This is a genomic window from Gemmatimonadota bacterium (genome assembly GCA_016714015.1).
In the GTDB taxonomy this organism is placed as follows: Bacteria; Gemmatimonadota; Gemmatimonadetes; order Gemmatimonadales; family Gemmatimonadaceae; genus Pseudogemmatithrix.
The window spans coordinates 187346-202326 of the sequence record JADJNZ010000008.1 but is presented as its reverse complement, the minus strand read 5'-3'; the positions used below and the strand labels follow the sequence as shown (position 1 = coordinate 202326).

The following is a 14981-nucleotide window of genomic DNA, read 5'->3' as shown; positions in this document are numbered from 1 at the left end:
CGCTTCCAGTCAGAGTGGACGTACCACGCGCGATTGTTCACCCTAAAGGCTGACCTCGAGTCAGTCTTTCTCGAGACTCCGGCGAATGACACTTCGTCGACGTTTCGCCTCTCGGCTGCCCGCGTCAATTCGCGTTCAGGAGTGCTGGTCCACCGAAACCGCACTGCGTCCGCTAGTGACGCGGGAGCAGGAGTTCAGTGCCTCGAGCGTGTTCCGGAGTGCCAGGAGCATGGCTCTATCGGCCTTCATATTCTGAGCGAGCCAACTGAGGTACTCGAGGCGCACGCTCTCACTGCATGGGTGGAGAGTGGGTTCTCGTATGCTCTCGGTGACGCTGAATGCTTGCGTCGATCGGGCACAGCGAGAAGGGTGTGCCTTTCTCTCACGCAAGAACACGGAGTGCAAGTAGGGATGCGTCCTGACCTAAAGTCGGTGGTGTGTGCCGATGAAAGGGGACTTCTCACCCACGCGTGAGTCTCCGGTGCCCTGACCTTCGCGTCACTCGCCGACTGCGCGCTCTGTCAGTCGCACCTGAGCGCGCTGGATTCGTTGCAGAGGCTTCGGCGCATTCCGGTTGAATCCGAGTAATCATGGTACTGCGACGCAGAGTGCCGATGATGGCGGCGTCCGTTCTCCAAGTTGCCAAAGCGCGACTCTTTGCCGCGATGTTGGCAACAAATCTGGCGCACTGCGGAGGTTTCACGCACGCTATTCAAAGCGTGCCGCCGATGGCGAGCGCGTACTCTATATGAACGACCGACTGCTAAGCAATCTGCAGGAAGCGGCCGCGCTCCTCGGGGGAGCTATCTTCCATCAGCCGCGCGTCGGTAGCCGATACGATGCGGAGAGTTCCGCGGCCGTGACGGGCGCTGTGAATATGCGCGAGCAGCCACGCCGATGCGGCAGCCGGCCTCGGGATTCCCGCTACCGGGCGATCGTCTGCAGATCCGTACCCCGCCTCGACGCTGTCAGTGGCCATCCCCATACCGACTTGGACGTGGTGCTTGCGGTACTCAGTCGGCGATCTGGCGGGCAGCAGTCGCATGTCGACGACTTTCTTCGGTGGCTCGCGGCACTCTCCGGCCGGGCCGCGCGCCGTCATCTCCTTCGCTCGGACGCATGGGGGTCGCGCGAAGGACCTTGAGCGAGCGCTCGCTCGCGTCCAAGGCCCGACTGCGTGGACGTTGCTTCGCCACGCGCGCCGCCCTCGTTTGACCTGACGCGCAGCGGTTGCGCAGCCGCGGATCCTGCTTGGGATCTGCTGTTCCTCTTCAAGAAGGACTGTCGCACGGTGGTCCGCGTAGAACTTGGAGCGAACCTGTCCTCGTTGACGGAATCGATGCTACCGGATGAACCCCGGTGACCCCATCGTGGGCTACCGGACCGGGAATGCTCAGGCGCCCCATTCCCGCACTGTCGCCTGCGGGATGTCGGTGCAGCGGTCGGGAGAGGGAGGTGTGTGCACCCGCAAAGTTGAAGCCCGCTGCATCGCCAGAGGAGTCTAGTATGCTCCGTCGCCTGATTATTGTCACACTGCTATGTGCCTCGTTGTCGGGCTGCCGACGTCCGAGCGCCGACGTGCGGCCGGTTCCGAGCTACGTTGGTGTCTCGAGATGTCCGGTTGTAGCTCGATGAAGCCTCACGGGAAGCCGCGGTCGGTGAGATAGTGGAGGTACGAATCAGTCGTGGAGGTATCCTCCTATCCCCGCCCGCAGACTCCGGGTGCCCCCTGTACGGCCTGTGGTGCGTGAGGCAGCGTGGAGACCGTGCCGACCTGACGAGTCGTCCGCACGTGCGGCTGGTTCCGGTGGCGTACGTGGCTGGGGGCACTGAGCACTCCTCGACGCACCATCGCCGGGGTTCGAGCCACGGATTCGCAAACCCGCCCGGCAATACTCACCTGCAGATATGTGTCGCACGTGGTGGGCAGTTGGTCTTCCCATAAGATAGCGTCCGTCTCGGCCCTGCGGTTCAGGCGCGTTCAATCCCGCGACTGCGGACGTTGGGCCGAGCGTGCCGAGCGTGCCGATCGTGCCGAGAGTGCCGAGTGTGCCGAGCGTGCCGCGAGTGCCGAGCGTGCCGAGCGTGCTGAGCGTGCTGAGCGTGCTGAGTGTGCTGAGCGTGCTGAGCGTGCGTGTGCCGTGGCGGGCTGCCACTAGCCTGATGCCTGATCCGGAGCCGGCGGCGGCCCAGGTGGGGATCGCGACGGTACTGATCGGCGGGCCGGGGTGGAACCGGCGGACGATCATGGCGCCGCTGGCGAGCGGGGTGATCGCGTACAACGGCGTGAAGATGTTGCGGCCGGCGGTGGGGAGTTGATGGACCGTCATCCCGGCGACGCGGTGGTGCAGGAGGCGCGGTGGATCGCGGCGACGGTGCCGGGCGTGGCGGCGATCGAGAAGACGGTGGTGCGGAAGACGGGGCCGCGGTACTACATCGAGATCCATGTGCAGGCGGACGGCGCGGTGACGCTGGACCGGGCGCACGCGATCGGCGGGCATGTGAAGGCGAAGCCAAGGCCGAGCTGCCCGGGACGACGGGGGTGGTGGTGCACATGGAGCCGTACGAGGAGGGTGAGGGGCCGACGGCGAACGAGCGTGGGGGATCCGGGCGGCTGACCTGCTCGAAGTCGCCGATCCCGTGGAAGATCCGATGGAATCTCTGAAGATCGAATGGACGTCGATGAAGACGACGTGGACATCGTGGAAGGCGATGTGGAACTGCTGCAACGCGATGTGGACGGGCCGGAAGGCGATGTGGACGGGCCGGAAGGCGATGACGGGCTGGAAGGCGATGTGGACGTCCAGGGGCGACGTGGACGTCCGGGAAGGCGACGTGGACGTCCGGGAAGGCGACGTGGACGTCCGGAAGGCGACGTGGACGTCCGGAAGGCGACGTGGATGTCCGGGGAAGGCGACGTGGACGTCCGGGAAGGCGATGTGGACGTCCCCAAGGCGACGTGGACGTGCTGGAAGGCGATGTGGACGTCCTTGGCTGGGCGACGTGGACGTCCTGGCGATGGACGTGCCGGAAGGCGATGTGGACGCGCGGCGGAAGCGCGAGCAACGTGGGTCGAGGCCTGTACGGGATCTTCTAGTGTGAGGCCATACTCACCCTGGAGAGAGGGGAGAGATGGCCAGACTGGAAGGAGTTCCCTGAGTTCGACCCCCCGGGCGATGGATGCGCTGATCGGGAAGACGGCGACGCCGGAGGACCTGTCAGCGCTCTTCCGGTTCATGCAGAAGCGGATCGCCGAGCGGATTCTCGCGGGCGCGCGACTGAGCATCTCGGGTACGCGCCGGGGAGGAGAAGCTGGCGGGGCAGGCGAATCACCGGAACGGGCGACGCCGAAGACGGTGCTGACCGAGTCCGGGCGCCGCCGCTCGAGATCCCGCGCGACCGCGAGGGCACGTTCCGGCGCAGCTCGTGCCGACCGGCGTCCGGCGGCTGCCGTAGTTCGGACGCGGAACGTGCTGTCGCCTATGCGCGCGGCGTCTCGGTGCGCGAGATCCAGGAGGCACTTGGAGCAGCTCTATCAGGTCGAGGTCCTGCGCCGAGCGTGATCAGTGCGGTGACCGCCGAAGTGATGGAGGAGGTGGACCGCCTTGAAAGAAGCAGCGGCCGCTCGACTGCGTCTACCCCGTCGTGATCTTTGACGCGCGTTGCGCGTGAAGATCCGGGACGAAGGCGTGGTCCGGAACAAGGCCGTCTATCTGGCACTGGGTGTCGATCGCGACGGGCACAAGGACGCTCGGCCTCTGGATCGAGCAAACCGAGGGGGCTAGCTTCTGGCTCCGCGTGATGACTGAGAGAGCTCAAGAGCCGCGGGGTCGAGGACATCCTGATCGCCCTCGTCGATGGCCTTACTGGGCCCGGACGCGACTACGACGGTCTTCCCGCAGGCGCAGGTGCATCACTGCGTCGTGCACTCCGTGCGGCAGAGCCTCAACTTCGTGAGTTGAAGGAGCGGAAGCGTTCCGCTGGCGGCGGCCCTCCGCACGATCTACCGCGCGCCCACGGAGGGGGCGGCGCTCGCCGCCCTCGAGGCCTTCGCGGCGAGTCCGGCGGGGACCAAGCATCCGGCAATCGTCGCGCCTGGCGCCGGCACTGGCCGCACGCTGCCCCGGTCTTCGCGTACCCGCCGGCCATCCGGCAGCTCTTCTACACGACAGCGCGATCGAGAGCTTGCACACGCAGCTCCGAAAGATCGTGAAGACGCGCGGCCACTTTCCGACTGATGAGGCCGCGACCAAGCTGTTTCACTGCGCTCCGCAACATCACGCGGAAGTGGCGGCGCGCGGGAATCACGCCTTGGCGTCGCTATGCCGTAATTCGCCATGCTTCTCCGGCAGTCGCTTCACGGATCACGCCTGATTACCGCACCGGCCCCACACAGAAATCCGCACAGGCCCCAGTCGATGGGGCGGTCGCGCTCGAGAACGCGGTCGAACCCCTTGCGACTCGCGCCCCCTCGCGTGAGAGCGACCCGGAAGTCGCTCCCGCCTCACGAATGGTCGTTCGCCTGAACATTCCTGACGAACGCCGCCTGCGCTGAACCGCTCTGGACCACCAATTGCGAACGCCGCGTCGGCGCTTCAGTACTTCGAACTCCCGCCGCTTTCGCTGTCGAGCGTGCAACGAATCCGATATCGAGGCAACAGGTCGGGCGACTTCCCCCAATGCGCGTCGGGGTGTGCGCCGCCCCGCGGAGTCGGTCACGGCGCCCGCAACGACATCGCCTCCTGTTCGCCTTATGTGCGCTGGAGCCACCGTTCGGGCCAGTTCGGAGCGACGATCCCCGAAATGCTCCGGATCTCGCGGTTCGCCGCTTCATAGCTGATCGGTGCGAGAGGAGAAGATGCGTTCAGTACGCGCTCGTCCCACGTCAGCAGCCCGAATAGCGATGCTTTCGCCGCCGAAGGGCGCAACGCGATTCCGACGACCGGGCCGTCGTACACGTCGAAGGCCAACAAACGTTTGAAGGGGGTACGGGATCTCCTCGCGGGCCCGGACCGACAGTCTCATCGAAATCCGTCGCGGTGTGTACGGCCGAACAGTCGATTGAACGTGGTCGCCACTTCTTCCGTGACCGGTTTCGGAAGGATCACGGTATGATGCCCTGCACCGCTTCCGGTGCGTAAGACGGGAAACTCCGCTTCTTCGGCGCTCGACGCCGAACTCGCGCCTTGCCGCGTCGACTGCCAATCGACGACGGAGACCCCGTGCCCGAACCCAGGCATGGATTCGGCCTGGCGTGCCCCGTCGGCCAAAGTCGCCGCTGACTCCGAGTTCCTGCCGAACCGGTACAGCGTACCACCCGCAGCGCTACGTCCGACCGCGGTCGTGGCAGCGCCGACCAGATTTCCCGTTAGCTGTCCGATGGCCTCCCGGTGAGCGGCGGAAAGAACTCTGAGAACGGCTCGAGCCGCCAACTCCTCTCGGGATCGCTGGATCGAACCGGATATCCGCTTCCAGTCCCCGCGGGACGCCGGCAAAGCTGCAGAGGCCGAACGGATCGCTATCGTTGACCGGATCCCCGCCCGCGTATCCGTAGAGATTGAGTCCTCCCGCCACCCCGATCGGGTCGTCCTGCGTGCATGCAAGGAACTTCGAGGCGCCGACCTCGCATGTTCATCGACGCCGGCCGTCCACCCTACTCAAGGTCTCCAGTCGCTCTCGATCCGATCCACAAGAAGCGGGTGATTCCAGATGGTACCGATCGGCAGCTGCTTCTCCTCATCTGAAAGAACGGTACGCGGTTGGCGCAGCGAGGCGCCATCGGTGATGAGCCAAGTGAGCACCTGACCGTCCTCCGAAGTGTTGCCGACATAGCGCACCATCGAGGAAAGTGGACGCAGCGTCTCGGGATGAAATCCAACGACGCGGACCAGCCCCGATCGAGAGGCGGCGCGAACGGGATAGAACGCGACGAATCCGGCTGCAGCAGCGGCGACCGCCTTCGCAACGTCATGCGACTCGTGGATGCCTGGCAGCACCAGAATCGCATCGCCGAGGGTCTCGTGCTTCGAGGTACGTGCAGAACGCCACTCCACGCGAGAGCGGGACCGCGATGACGTCGCCGGGCTGGGGGAGACTAGAGCCAGCCCGGTTATGGCGTTCGGGGCGCATATCCGATTTCTCGCAGTATGGCCAATCCCATGGCCTTCATCTTGTCGTAGTCAGGGTTGTCTCTTTCGACGCTGTTGAGCCGATTCACCAGAGCGCCGCCATCCTTCTTCGCCGAGGGTCTCAATCAATACCTGCTCAACACCGCGTGCTTGCATCCTGGTGAGTCCGCTGACGAGTGGTGCAATCTCTATCCTGTGCGGACCTTTGAGGTGCTCAGATGCGCGCCTCGCGACGTTGTTCGTGATCCCCACGTAGTCGCTCGCCTGCGAAATGGAGCGGTAGACGCTGTAAGTGACTCCAATCGCGGCGTTCGCCGCACCAACCCCGATCGCAACGACTCCGATACCGACCGTCGCGACGCCCGCGGCGGCGGCACCCGAAGCGACTCCCCCCGCGGCGGCTGCGAGAATGACGGCGCATGATGCTGGTTCCGGGCACAGGCCGAAAGGATCGCTGTTGTTTACCGGATCCCCAGCCCCGTATCCGTAGAGATTCAGCCCTCCCGCGACCCCGATCGGGTCTTCCTGCGTGGAATCGCCGCGCGGACGACTCCAAGCTCCGATGAAGCCGATCGCAGCCCCTGGGAAGCGACTCGACTTGGCGCTCCGCACGGCGGAGCCGCGAGATCGCAGTGCGCCAACCCCAATCGATGCTAATCAGTTGATGGGAATCGGTCGCGTGCGGCCTTCATCACGTGAAGGCGCCGGACTCCGACCTTCAACTCTATCATGCGAATCACCTCACCGACCGTGCGAACTCCTGCCAGTCGTCCTGCGGAAGCGCCATGCCTAGCGCGCGTTCCAGGCCCGGCACGAACAGAAAGCTGAAGTCGTCCTCATCCATCCTCGAGTCGTCTCGCAGCCTGTGGTCGATACGAACATCTTCCGCTACGAAGCGCGTCAGTTCGGCAATCTTGTTCACAACCAGGTCATGGATGCTCATCAGCACTTCTCCCTAGGTTCTCGGCTTGGAGGTCAGCACGTCGCGATCTTGGCCGCGTCGTACAGGAGAAGAACTGGCGCGGCGAGAGGCAGCTCGCCCGACGATTCCGAAGGCGCGACTCGTGCCGAGCACCTTGAGGCTCTCGAACTCGCATTGGGGAACAGGACATGTCCGCTGCAACCAATCACATTCGTGAACGGACTCGCACCCGCCATATTCGTCAGTCCCAACGCCTTCTTCTCCAGCGGTATCGCTCCGAGGAGAACTAGGTCCTTGACTCCGATTTGATCCGCCGCACACTGAGCCAGCGTCTCCTGTGCCTGACGATTGCGACGCTCGACGCAGATGAAACCGCCTTTGTTCGCCACTGTCTCGCGCCCTGCGTCGACCTCGTCCTTCGTACAGGGCGTGAGCCCAACCGGATCCGCGAAGTTGATCGGGTCCCCACCCGCGTACCCGTAGAGGTTCAGTCCCCCCGCGACCCCGATCGGGTCTTCCTGCGTGCAGTCGCGCCCTCTCTTCTCGCGGGTCCGACGGTGACGTGCAAAAAATGCCTGCCCATACTCGAGTCTCGGGGACGTCGTCGCTCCATTAGACTCGGCTACGTGGCCGAACTCCGTTCCGTCCGCCTTCCGCTCCCAACTGAACTGACACTACTGAGCTGACACTTATCGAACATCGACGCGGCGATAGAGATAGTCCCCGGCTCCTCGTCCGCCGCAAGTAGACGCAGGCTCCCACGGTGCAGGATGCCCGAGAACACGTAACCGTGCACGCCTTCGGTGGTGTCAGACAATAGAAATCGAGCGTGTCGCCCCTTGCGCACGTAGTGGCCGCTTCCTCGCGTCCACGCAGCTCCGCCGAGCGGTCTGAGCTGACGCAGTTGATGAAGAGACTGTCTACGCTGCTCCAGGAGGCGGAATCGAGCGTGAAGCGCCCCAGAACGGCCTGAGTGAACAAGAGCGCGAATTGGCTGCGCGCGACTCAAGGTCCTTCCGCCAACCCGCACGAGGCGGAAGGATTGGGGCGCATCGCCACCCGCGTGCGACGAGTTGATCGAGCTGAGGGCACACGCCGACGAAAAGGCGAGTGTAAGCACGAGCGAGCGCACGAGATGCCTCCCGGTCTGTGGAGCGGCTATGGTCGATTGTCCGGCTTGACGTCACTCGTGGGGTCCCGTCGGTCCTTGCCGATGTCGGGCATGCTCTGGTGCGGATCTCGAAATGCAGGCATCGGCGTACTCTCCGCGTTCCCAGTGTTGCCGACCGTACCGACCAGTTGGCCGGCGGCGACGTCCTGCCTTGATGAGCCCTGAAGGCTCATCAAGGTGCGCGTAGAAGGACCAGCTTACGGCCTTCCCGTCCGCGTTCTTGTGGGCGATCTCTACATAGTTGCCATAGGTCTCAGACGTGCCGACGGCAGAGACGGTGCCCTCGATCGACCGCCTTCACGGCCTGACCTCGCAGGGCGGCGAAATCGAGACCCCAGTGGTTCTTGGTGCCGTTGTTCCGCACCCGACCATACTCACCCACCCGGGCGTTCCCCGGATCTTCACGCAACCGGAGAAACAGCGCGAGGGGGCGCGCACACGGCCTGCCGGTGAGCTCCATTGGGCAAAGGCCGAACGGATCCGCGTTGTTGATCGGATCCCCAGCCCCATACCCGTAGAGATTCAGCCCGCCCGCGACCCCGATCGGGTCTTCCTGCGTGTGACGACGAGGGAGAAGAGTAACTTGCCGACGTTCGGTGGATCAGCTCAAGCGAAGTACGCATGCGACTCGGGTGCGGCGTCCCGCCACGGGCCGACAACCGCATCGTCGCGATCACCCACGCCACGTGCTACAGCACGACGAGTCGGCTCGTTCGCACCTCGTACCGCGCGTTGCGAGACGAGTTCACCGTGCTGAGGCGCTCCGCCTCAGCAGACGCAGCTCTCGGAGTCGAACACCTTCGTCACTGCTACGGTGCTGACAGGTCCGACATTCCGATGTCGAACCTGAGAATGACGTAGATCGGCCTGTGGTCGTGGCTCACGCGTACCCCCTTGCCCGTGGAAACAGTGCCCGATCAGTACTTGGTGGCGAGGTTCCCAATGTGCTCGCCGGTGCTTGCATTGTACATCGCCGGTTCGTCCGAAGATCACGTCGTCAGCTCCCCAGTCCGGCCGCCTCCTTGATCTTGTGTAGTCGATCACTCGCTTGCGTTTCGCTGACACCATGGTACTTCGCTAGATGCTTGAAGGCGTCTCCCTGCGCATTCGCTCCCGTGAACGGGTTCCCGGGGACATCAAGTTCACCCCCGCCAAGCCGGTCGAGCATCTTTGCGAAGGCGAGACCCGCGTCCAGACCGGAGCCGAGGATCGCGCCAGCGGCGGCCCCTGCCTTTGCCCCTCCCGCGGCTCCACCCACCGCGCAAACGAGGGCAGCGGGTCCACTCGGCGAACACGCCACGCCGGCTGAGATGGCACCGGCAAGTCCGCCACCCGCTCCGCCGGCCGCCGTGAACAGAACCGTGAAGTAGCCCGGTGGGCAATCGGTCGGGTCAAGCTGATTCGTGTTGGGGATTCCGGGGCACAGTCCGAGAGGATCCGAGAAGTTGACCGGATCTCCACCCGCATACCCGTACAGATTGAGCCCCCCCGCGAGCCCGATCGGGTCTTCCTGCGTGAATCGCCCACTGACCGGATCATAATACCGATTCCGGCGATACAACGTTCCGGTCGCGTCCTTCCCGTCCGTCACCAGCGAGCCGAGCCACTTGTTCGCGGCCGGCGGAGACTGGCGCGAATCGGGTGCCAGCCACATCCGTCACCGCCGCGGGCCAGACCGTCGAGGCATCCGCCGTCCCCGCACCGGCCCCTGGCCCAAAAGTGGCACCCGCGATGTTCCCGCGCCAGTTCCGGTGCAGCACCCGGGCCCGGAAGTTCTCGCTCCCCGCCTTCCGCCAGAGCAGCACCGGAGCATCGATCGCCCCGGTCTGCGTGTAACGGACCGTCCCGTACCACTCACTCGTTGGGATCGACTCGCCGACGTTGCCGTCAGTCTGCTGCCAGCCACCGACCATCCGGTCCTCGAAGAGGATCTGATCTCCGTCCCAGGTGGTCCGGAGGTACTGCTGCTGGCAGTGCACCGGCGTATCGAACGTCTCCGTCTCCCAACAGTGCTCGAGGGAGTCGACGCGCGTCCGCACCACCACGCGGCGGCCGAGGGCGTCGTACCAGTACTCGTCGAGGATCGTGCGGTTCTCCGCGTTCACCGGCATCGTCGTGCGCTGCGCGTAACGCAGGCGCTCCGTCGCGTCGAAGAAGTTGTAGGTCCAGGAGTGCCCCGTGAGTGCGCGGCCGGTGATCAGCGCCGTGTCCGAACCGCCGCCGGGGAGCGGATACTCGTCGAGCATCCCCGCGCGGCGGATCAGGATCTGGTACACGACGTTCCCGGAGTTGTCGTACTCGATGCCGAGTGAGTCCGTCACCGGGATCGCCGGCGCGAGGATCTCCGGCATGACGCGCCCATCGGGCATGAACTCCCCGACTCGGCGGACGAGCCGGTGGCCGATGTAGGCCGAAGAGTCGCGCGACTCCGTGTTCGAGGTGATCGAGTTCCGGTTGGCGTGGCGCACCAGCTGGTTCCCCTGCGCGTCCATGCGGATCTCGTCGGTCACCAGCGGACGCTCCGAGTCATCGTTCGCACTGGCGACGACCTGCCCCAGCGCGTCATACGCGAGGCGCATGCCGGCCTGGCCGGCGTCGAGCATCACGGTGCGACCACGCACGCTGATGCGTTTGCCGCGTGGATCATACTGGATGGTGTCGCTGAACCCTTCCTCGGCCCGGATGGTCGGCCGTCCCTCGATGTCGTAGGTCCACGAGGCCGTGACGCTCGCCGAGGGCACGCTCTGGGTCCGCAGGCGGCCGAGTGCGTCGAACGAGAACGTGACGACGACGGAGTCGCCCCCGCTCACCGCCCGGTCCGTGGTCGATGCGAGCTGGCCGAGCGCGTCGTAGGCGTAACGCTGCGTGCCGGACAGGTGGTCGGTGCGCGAGGTGCGGCGTCCCGAGAGGTCGTACGCGTAGGACAGGACACTCCGCCGGGTCGCCTCGAACGGCGTCGTCGCACCGATGTCATAGTTGCGGATCCAGGTCGTGTCCGCCCGGAGCGCGCCATTGGGGAAGTAGCCACGCCGGATCCGCACGTCGGGATTGTCTGCCTGTACCAGCCGACCAGCGGCGTCGTACCCGAAGACCGTGACCTCGGCGGGAATGATGAGGTCCGGCGAGCTCAGGTAAGGCGCGATCCGCGTGCCGTGATCCGGCACGTAGACGGTGTCGTTCTGCCAGGGCCACTCCGCCGGGAAGTTGAGCGCCGGCATATTCTTGCACTCGCTGCACCAGGTCCGCGCGTAGGTCACCGCGGGCGTGGTGCGCGTGATCACGCGGTTCAGGGCGTCATACGCCGTCCGCACGGTGAGATTGCGGCGGCTCGTCGTGCTCACGACGTTCCCCGCCGGGTCGTAGGTGAGCGTGTCGACGCCCGACGTGTGCCATTCGTGCTTCCCGGTCACCCGGCCGGCGGCGTCGTAGACGACCCACGTCTTTGCGGTCGCACCGGAGGACGAGTCCGGCATGGTGAAGCGCGCGACCGAGAGCGCACGGCCTTCAGCATCGTACTCGGTCTTGACGACGGACGTGCGCGCTGAGGCAGTGCCACTGAGACTGGCCACTGGCAGTAGCGACCAGCCGACGGCCGGCGCGATCGTCTCGGCGCGCACGACACGGCCCATCAGGTCGTGGACCACTCGCTCACGCACTCGCAGCCCGCCGATCAGTACCGTATCGATCGGCGTCCAGACCGACGTATCCGCCCCGATCGAGTTCTGCTTCATCTCCGTCACGAACCCGAGCGCGCTGGTGCTCTTCCAGAGGTTCCCGAGCGTGGATTCGTAGGTCAGCGTCGCGACCGTGCCGGCCGCGGTGCTCGTGACCGTCGTGAGCCGCCCGTTGGCGTCGTAGGCAAAGCTCACCTTCGTCGAGTCGTGCGCGCCGCGTCGCTGCCAGAGCCGGTTGCCGGTGGCGGAGTCGATGCCCACGTAGTCGACCTCACCGGTCGGCGACTGGGTCTGGGTCGTCATGTCCCACGTGCTGTGCCACGTGTAGGTCGTCATCGCGGAGTCGGCCGCGCCGTACGGCGCCATGACTCGTGTCGTCGTCGGTAGCCCGCGCGAGTTGTAGGCCGTCCGGGTCACGAGGCCCGCGCCGTCGGTCACCTGCGTCACCAGGGCCGGGAAGCTCGTCGTGTCGCGCCGCAGTCGCACGCGCGCCCCGAGCGCATCAACGAGGGTGTCGGGAGCACCGAATCGCCCGACATGGAACCGCGTGACATCCGACACGTCCGAACGGGGCCCGTCGAGGCGAGTCACGGCGCGAGCGATCGGAACCGGCCGGTACGCCCCTCCGTCGCCGGAGCAGGTCGCGAGCGAACGCGACTCCGCGGCACAAACGGTCGAGACGATGGCCGGGGCCGTGCGCATCTTGACGGTCACCTGCGCGACGCCTGCCCACCCGTCGAACGTATAGAGCGTCGTGTCGCTGAGCCGGTTGACACGACCGACGAGGAGACCCGTCGTCGAGTAGGCGTAGTAGAGGAAGCGTACGCTGGTGAGGTCCGGATCGATGATGCGCGTCAGGTGGCTGTCCGCATCATACTCCAGCGAATCGACGCGCGCGGCGCCGCCCGTTACCTGACTCGGGCCGATGATCTTGCGGGCTAGGCGAGGCGTCCCGCTGTAGGCAATGGTGAACGCTCGGATGGGCGCGCCCCCGCTCGGCCGCGGCAGCACGATCGAGTCGAGTTGCGTCGCGTAGGTCGCGTTGTAGACGAAACGGGTGGAATCGCCTTGACGGTTCCGCGTCGCGACGTGCCGAAGGAGCGCGTCGAACTTGACCGACCCGCCGTTCCGCAGTCGCCGGTACCAGAATCCACCGGAGCGCTCCAGCCGCTCCGGGCGTGCGACCTGCGCCACGACCGTCCAGAGCGTCGCGGACTGCTTCACGAAGACTCGCGTGCTTCCGTCACCCCCGATCCACAGCATCTTCGTGGTGTCGCCGATCGCGACCAGGCGCTCGTGCCCTTCGAGCCACCAGCCTTGCCCGAACGCGGAGGCACGGTTGTCGACGACCGCGAACGATCCCGTGGCGGTCCCCGTCGGCGGCGACCCGCTCCCGACGCGGATCTCAAGCGTGTAGTCGTACGCCCCGGTGGGAAGCGACCCGTACGCCCACGTGGTCAGCGGGATGGTCACGCGACACCCGGCGGCGGTCGCGCACTCGGCCGCCCACGGCCACGCGATGTTCTTCGTCACTCCGGCGCTCGAGACGGTGAGCGTGGCGCGAAGGCTGTCAGGAGTCGTCGTGAGGTTCCGCACCGAGACGCGCGCCGCTACTCGCGTGAAGGGATAGCCATGGTCGCTCAGGTAGAGCAACGTCGGGGCGCGATCCACACCCATCGTGCGCACGCCGGGAATCCCGTGGGCCACGCGAAGCGCACCGCACTCCACGCCCGCGGCGGCGCCCGCCGCGACGGAGAGGCACTGGTCACGCGAGATGGAGGTGCCCGGATTCTGGTCGGCGACGCTGACGGTGACGACGGCGCTCGGGACGGTCCCCACCACGACGGTCGAACTGTCCTTGCTGGAATCGGCGGGACTCGATGCCGCGGCCCGCAGGAGCACCTTCGTGGTCTGCGTCGACGGACTCGCCGGCACGCTGAACGAGACGGAGACGAGAGTGTCGCGCGTCGGGCCGAGGGTGACCGTGGACGGCGACACCGCGCAGTTCGTGAGGGTGCCGCAGGTGCCCGTCAACGTGATCGTGCGCGATGCGAACTCATCCGGATTGCGCAGGGTGAAGTGCGCGGTCCTGCTGGTCGAGGGGGCGACGGCGACGCTGTCCCGCCCCCGGCTCACGACTGGCGCCGGCGGCGGGGCCGCCGTGACCGCGATCGGCGTCGAGCCGGTCCCTGAATAGGCGCTCTGTCCCGTGGGCACTGCGACGAGACTCAGCGTGCCGGACCCGGCCATCGCTCCACCGGTCACCGTGATGTCGTGCACCTCGGACGCGCCAGCAGCGAGTGTGCCGGTCGTGAAGCTCGTCAGGTTCCCCGCCACACGCTTGCACTGGGACAGGGCCCCGCTGCACGAGACCGTGACCCCGAACGTCGTCGCACTCGTACCGGAGTTGGTGACGGTGAACGGGAGGACGACGGTGGTGGAGGGCGGCACCCGCAATCCCCCGTCGCCTGGCGCGACCACGCGGGCGCGGAACGCGGGCACGTAGGTGACGAAGAAGCTCGTGGAAGTCGAGTTCGAATAGGAGTTCGTCGCCGAGATCGTGATCGTGTTGAGGTCGGGAGCCAGCGAGAGCTCCGCGAAGTATCCCGATCCACCGTCCGGACAGGTCACGGACGCGCCGTCTCCGAGACTGAGGCTCGAGCTGCCGTTCGCGTTCGTGATGCTCCCGGTGAGTGACGTGAGCGATCCTGGGCTACAGACCCGAACGACGAAGGACTGCTGATCGGAGTCGCGGAACGATGTCCAGTTCGGCACGACGTCGCCGTTCTGGTACATGAGCGTGATCGCGGGTCCCTGCGCTGCCAATCGAGTCGCCAACAGCATGAGGACGACACCTGGCAGTGCGCGGTGCAGGAGAGTTCGGATCGCTCGCATCTCGGACGACCTCACGGAGTCGGTAAGGAGGGTTCAGGGCCTCGTGTGAACGCGGCGACTCCATGCAAGAACCGGGACCAGAGCCTGACCTGCGCACGCGGAATCGTTGCCCGGCAACGACTTAGGGCCGGGGCCGCTGGCTGGGACGAGTCTCACGGTGGTTGTCAGAGCCTCCCCTGAGACTTGTGAGA

The 14981-nt window shown here is 65.9% G+C and carries 11 protein-coding genes; 4 read left to right on the top strand and 7 right to left on the bottom strand.

All coding sequences use genetic code 11. The features are described from left to right. Positions 1–763 precede the first annotated feature (763 nt). Entirely contained in the window at positions 764–1102 is a 339-nt protein-coding gene (locus IPJ78_16830) for a hypothetical protein (GenBank protein MBK7908210.1), read from the bottom strand. A 911-nt stretch (positions 1103–2013) separates the two neighbouring features. Between IPJ78_16830 and IPJ78_16825 the strand changes: the two genes are divergently transcribed. From IPJ78_16825 to IPJ78_16810, 4 genes are all read left to right on the top strand, one after another. Then, positions 2014–2319 (top strand): hypothetical protein, encoded by a 306-nt coding sequence (locus tag IPJ78_16825; protein ID MBK7908209.1) that lies wholly within the window; start codon positions 2014–2016, stop codon positions 2317–2319. Further along, complete coding sequence (locus IPJ78_16820) at positions 2319–2618, top strand: hypothetical protein (GenBank protein MBK7908208.1); 300 nt, start codon at positions 2319–2321, stop codon at positions 2616–2618. Before IPJ78_16825 ends, IPJ78_16820 begins: the two co-directional genes overlap by 1 nt. Before the next feature lie 488 nt (positions 2619–3106). Further along, the gene (locus IPJ78_16815; protein ID MBK7908207.1) at positions 3107–3649 is read left to right on the top strand and encodes a transposase; all 543 of its coding nucleotides are present in this window, start codon (positions 3107–3109) and stop codon (positions 3647–3649) included. A gap of 13 nt (positions 3650–3662) precedes the next feature. Further along, entirely contained in the window at positions 3663–3785 is a 123-nt protein-coding gene (locus tag IPJ78_16810) for a transposase (GenBank protein ID MBK7908206.1), read from the top strand. A gap of 1872 nt (positions 3786–5657) precedes the next feature. Here the strand turns inward: IPJ78_16810 and IPJ78_16805 are convergent. The 6 genes from IPJ78_16805 to IPJ78_16780 all read right to left on the bottom strand — a co-directional run bounded on the left by IPJ78_16805 (position 5658) and on the right by IPJ78_16780 (position 14739). Continuing rightward, positions 5658–6053, bottom strand: coding sequence for a hypothetical protein (locus tag IPJ78_16805; protein MBK7908205.1), 396 nt, complete (start codon positions 6051–6053; stop codon positions 5658–5660). 811 nt (positions 6054–6864) lie between these two features. Further along, complete coding sequence (locus tag IPJ78_16800) at positions 6865–7071, bottom strand: hypothetical protein (GenBank protein ID MBK7908204.1); 207 nt, start codon at positions 7069–7071, stop codon at positions 6865–6867. Positions 7072–7103: 32 nt separating this feature from the next. Continuing rightward, the gene (locus IPJ78_16795) at positions 7104–7559 is read right to left on the bottom strand and encodes a hypothetical protein (GenBank protein MBK7908203.1); all 456 of its coding nucleotides are present in this window, start codon (positions 7557–7559) and stop codon (positions 7104–7106) included. A 915-nt stretch (positions 7560–8474) separates the two neighbouring features. Beyond that, positions 8475–8765, bottom strand: coding sequence for a hypothetical protein (locus tag IPJ78_16790; protein MBK7908202.1), 291 nt, complete (start codon positions 8763–8765; stop codon positions 8475–8477). A gap of 453 nt (positions 8766–9218) precedes the next feature. Continuing rightward, entirely contained in the window at positions 9219–9875 is a 657-nt protein-coding gene (locus IPJ78_16785) for an RHS repeat-associated core domain-containing protein (GenBank protein ID MBK7908201.1), read from the bottom strand. Then, entirely contained in the window at positions 9757–14739 is a 4983-nt protein-coding gene (locus tag IPJ78_16780; GenBank protein ID MBK7908200.1) for an RHS repeat protein, read from the bottom strand. The genes IPJ78_16785 and IPJ78_16780 overlap by 119 nt, the downstream gene beginning before the upstream one ends. Positions 14740–14981: the final 242 nt, after the last annotated feature.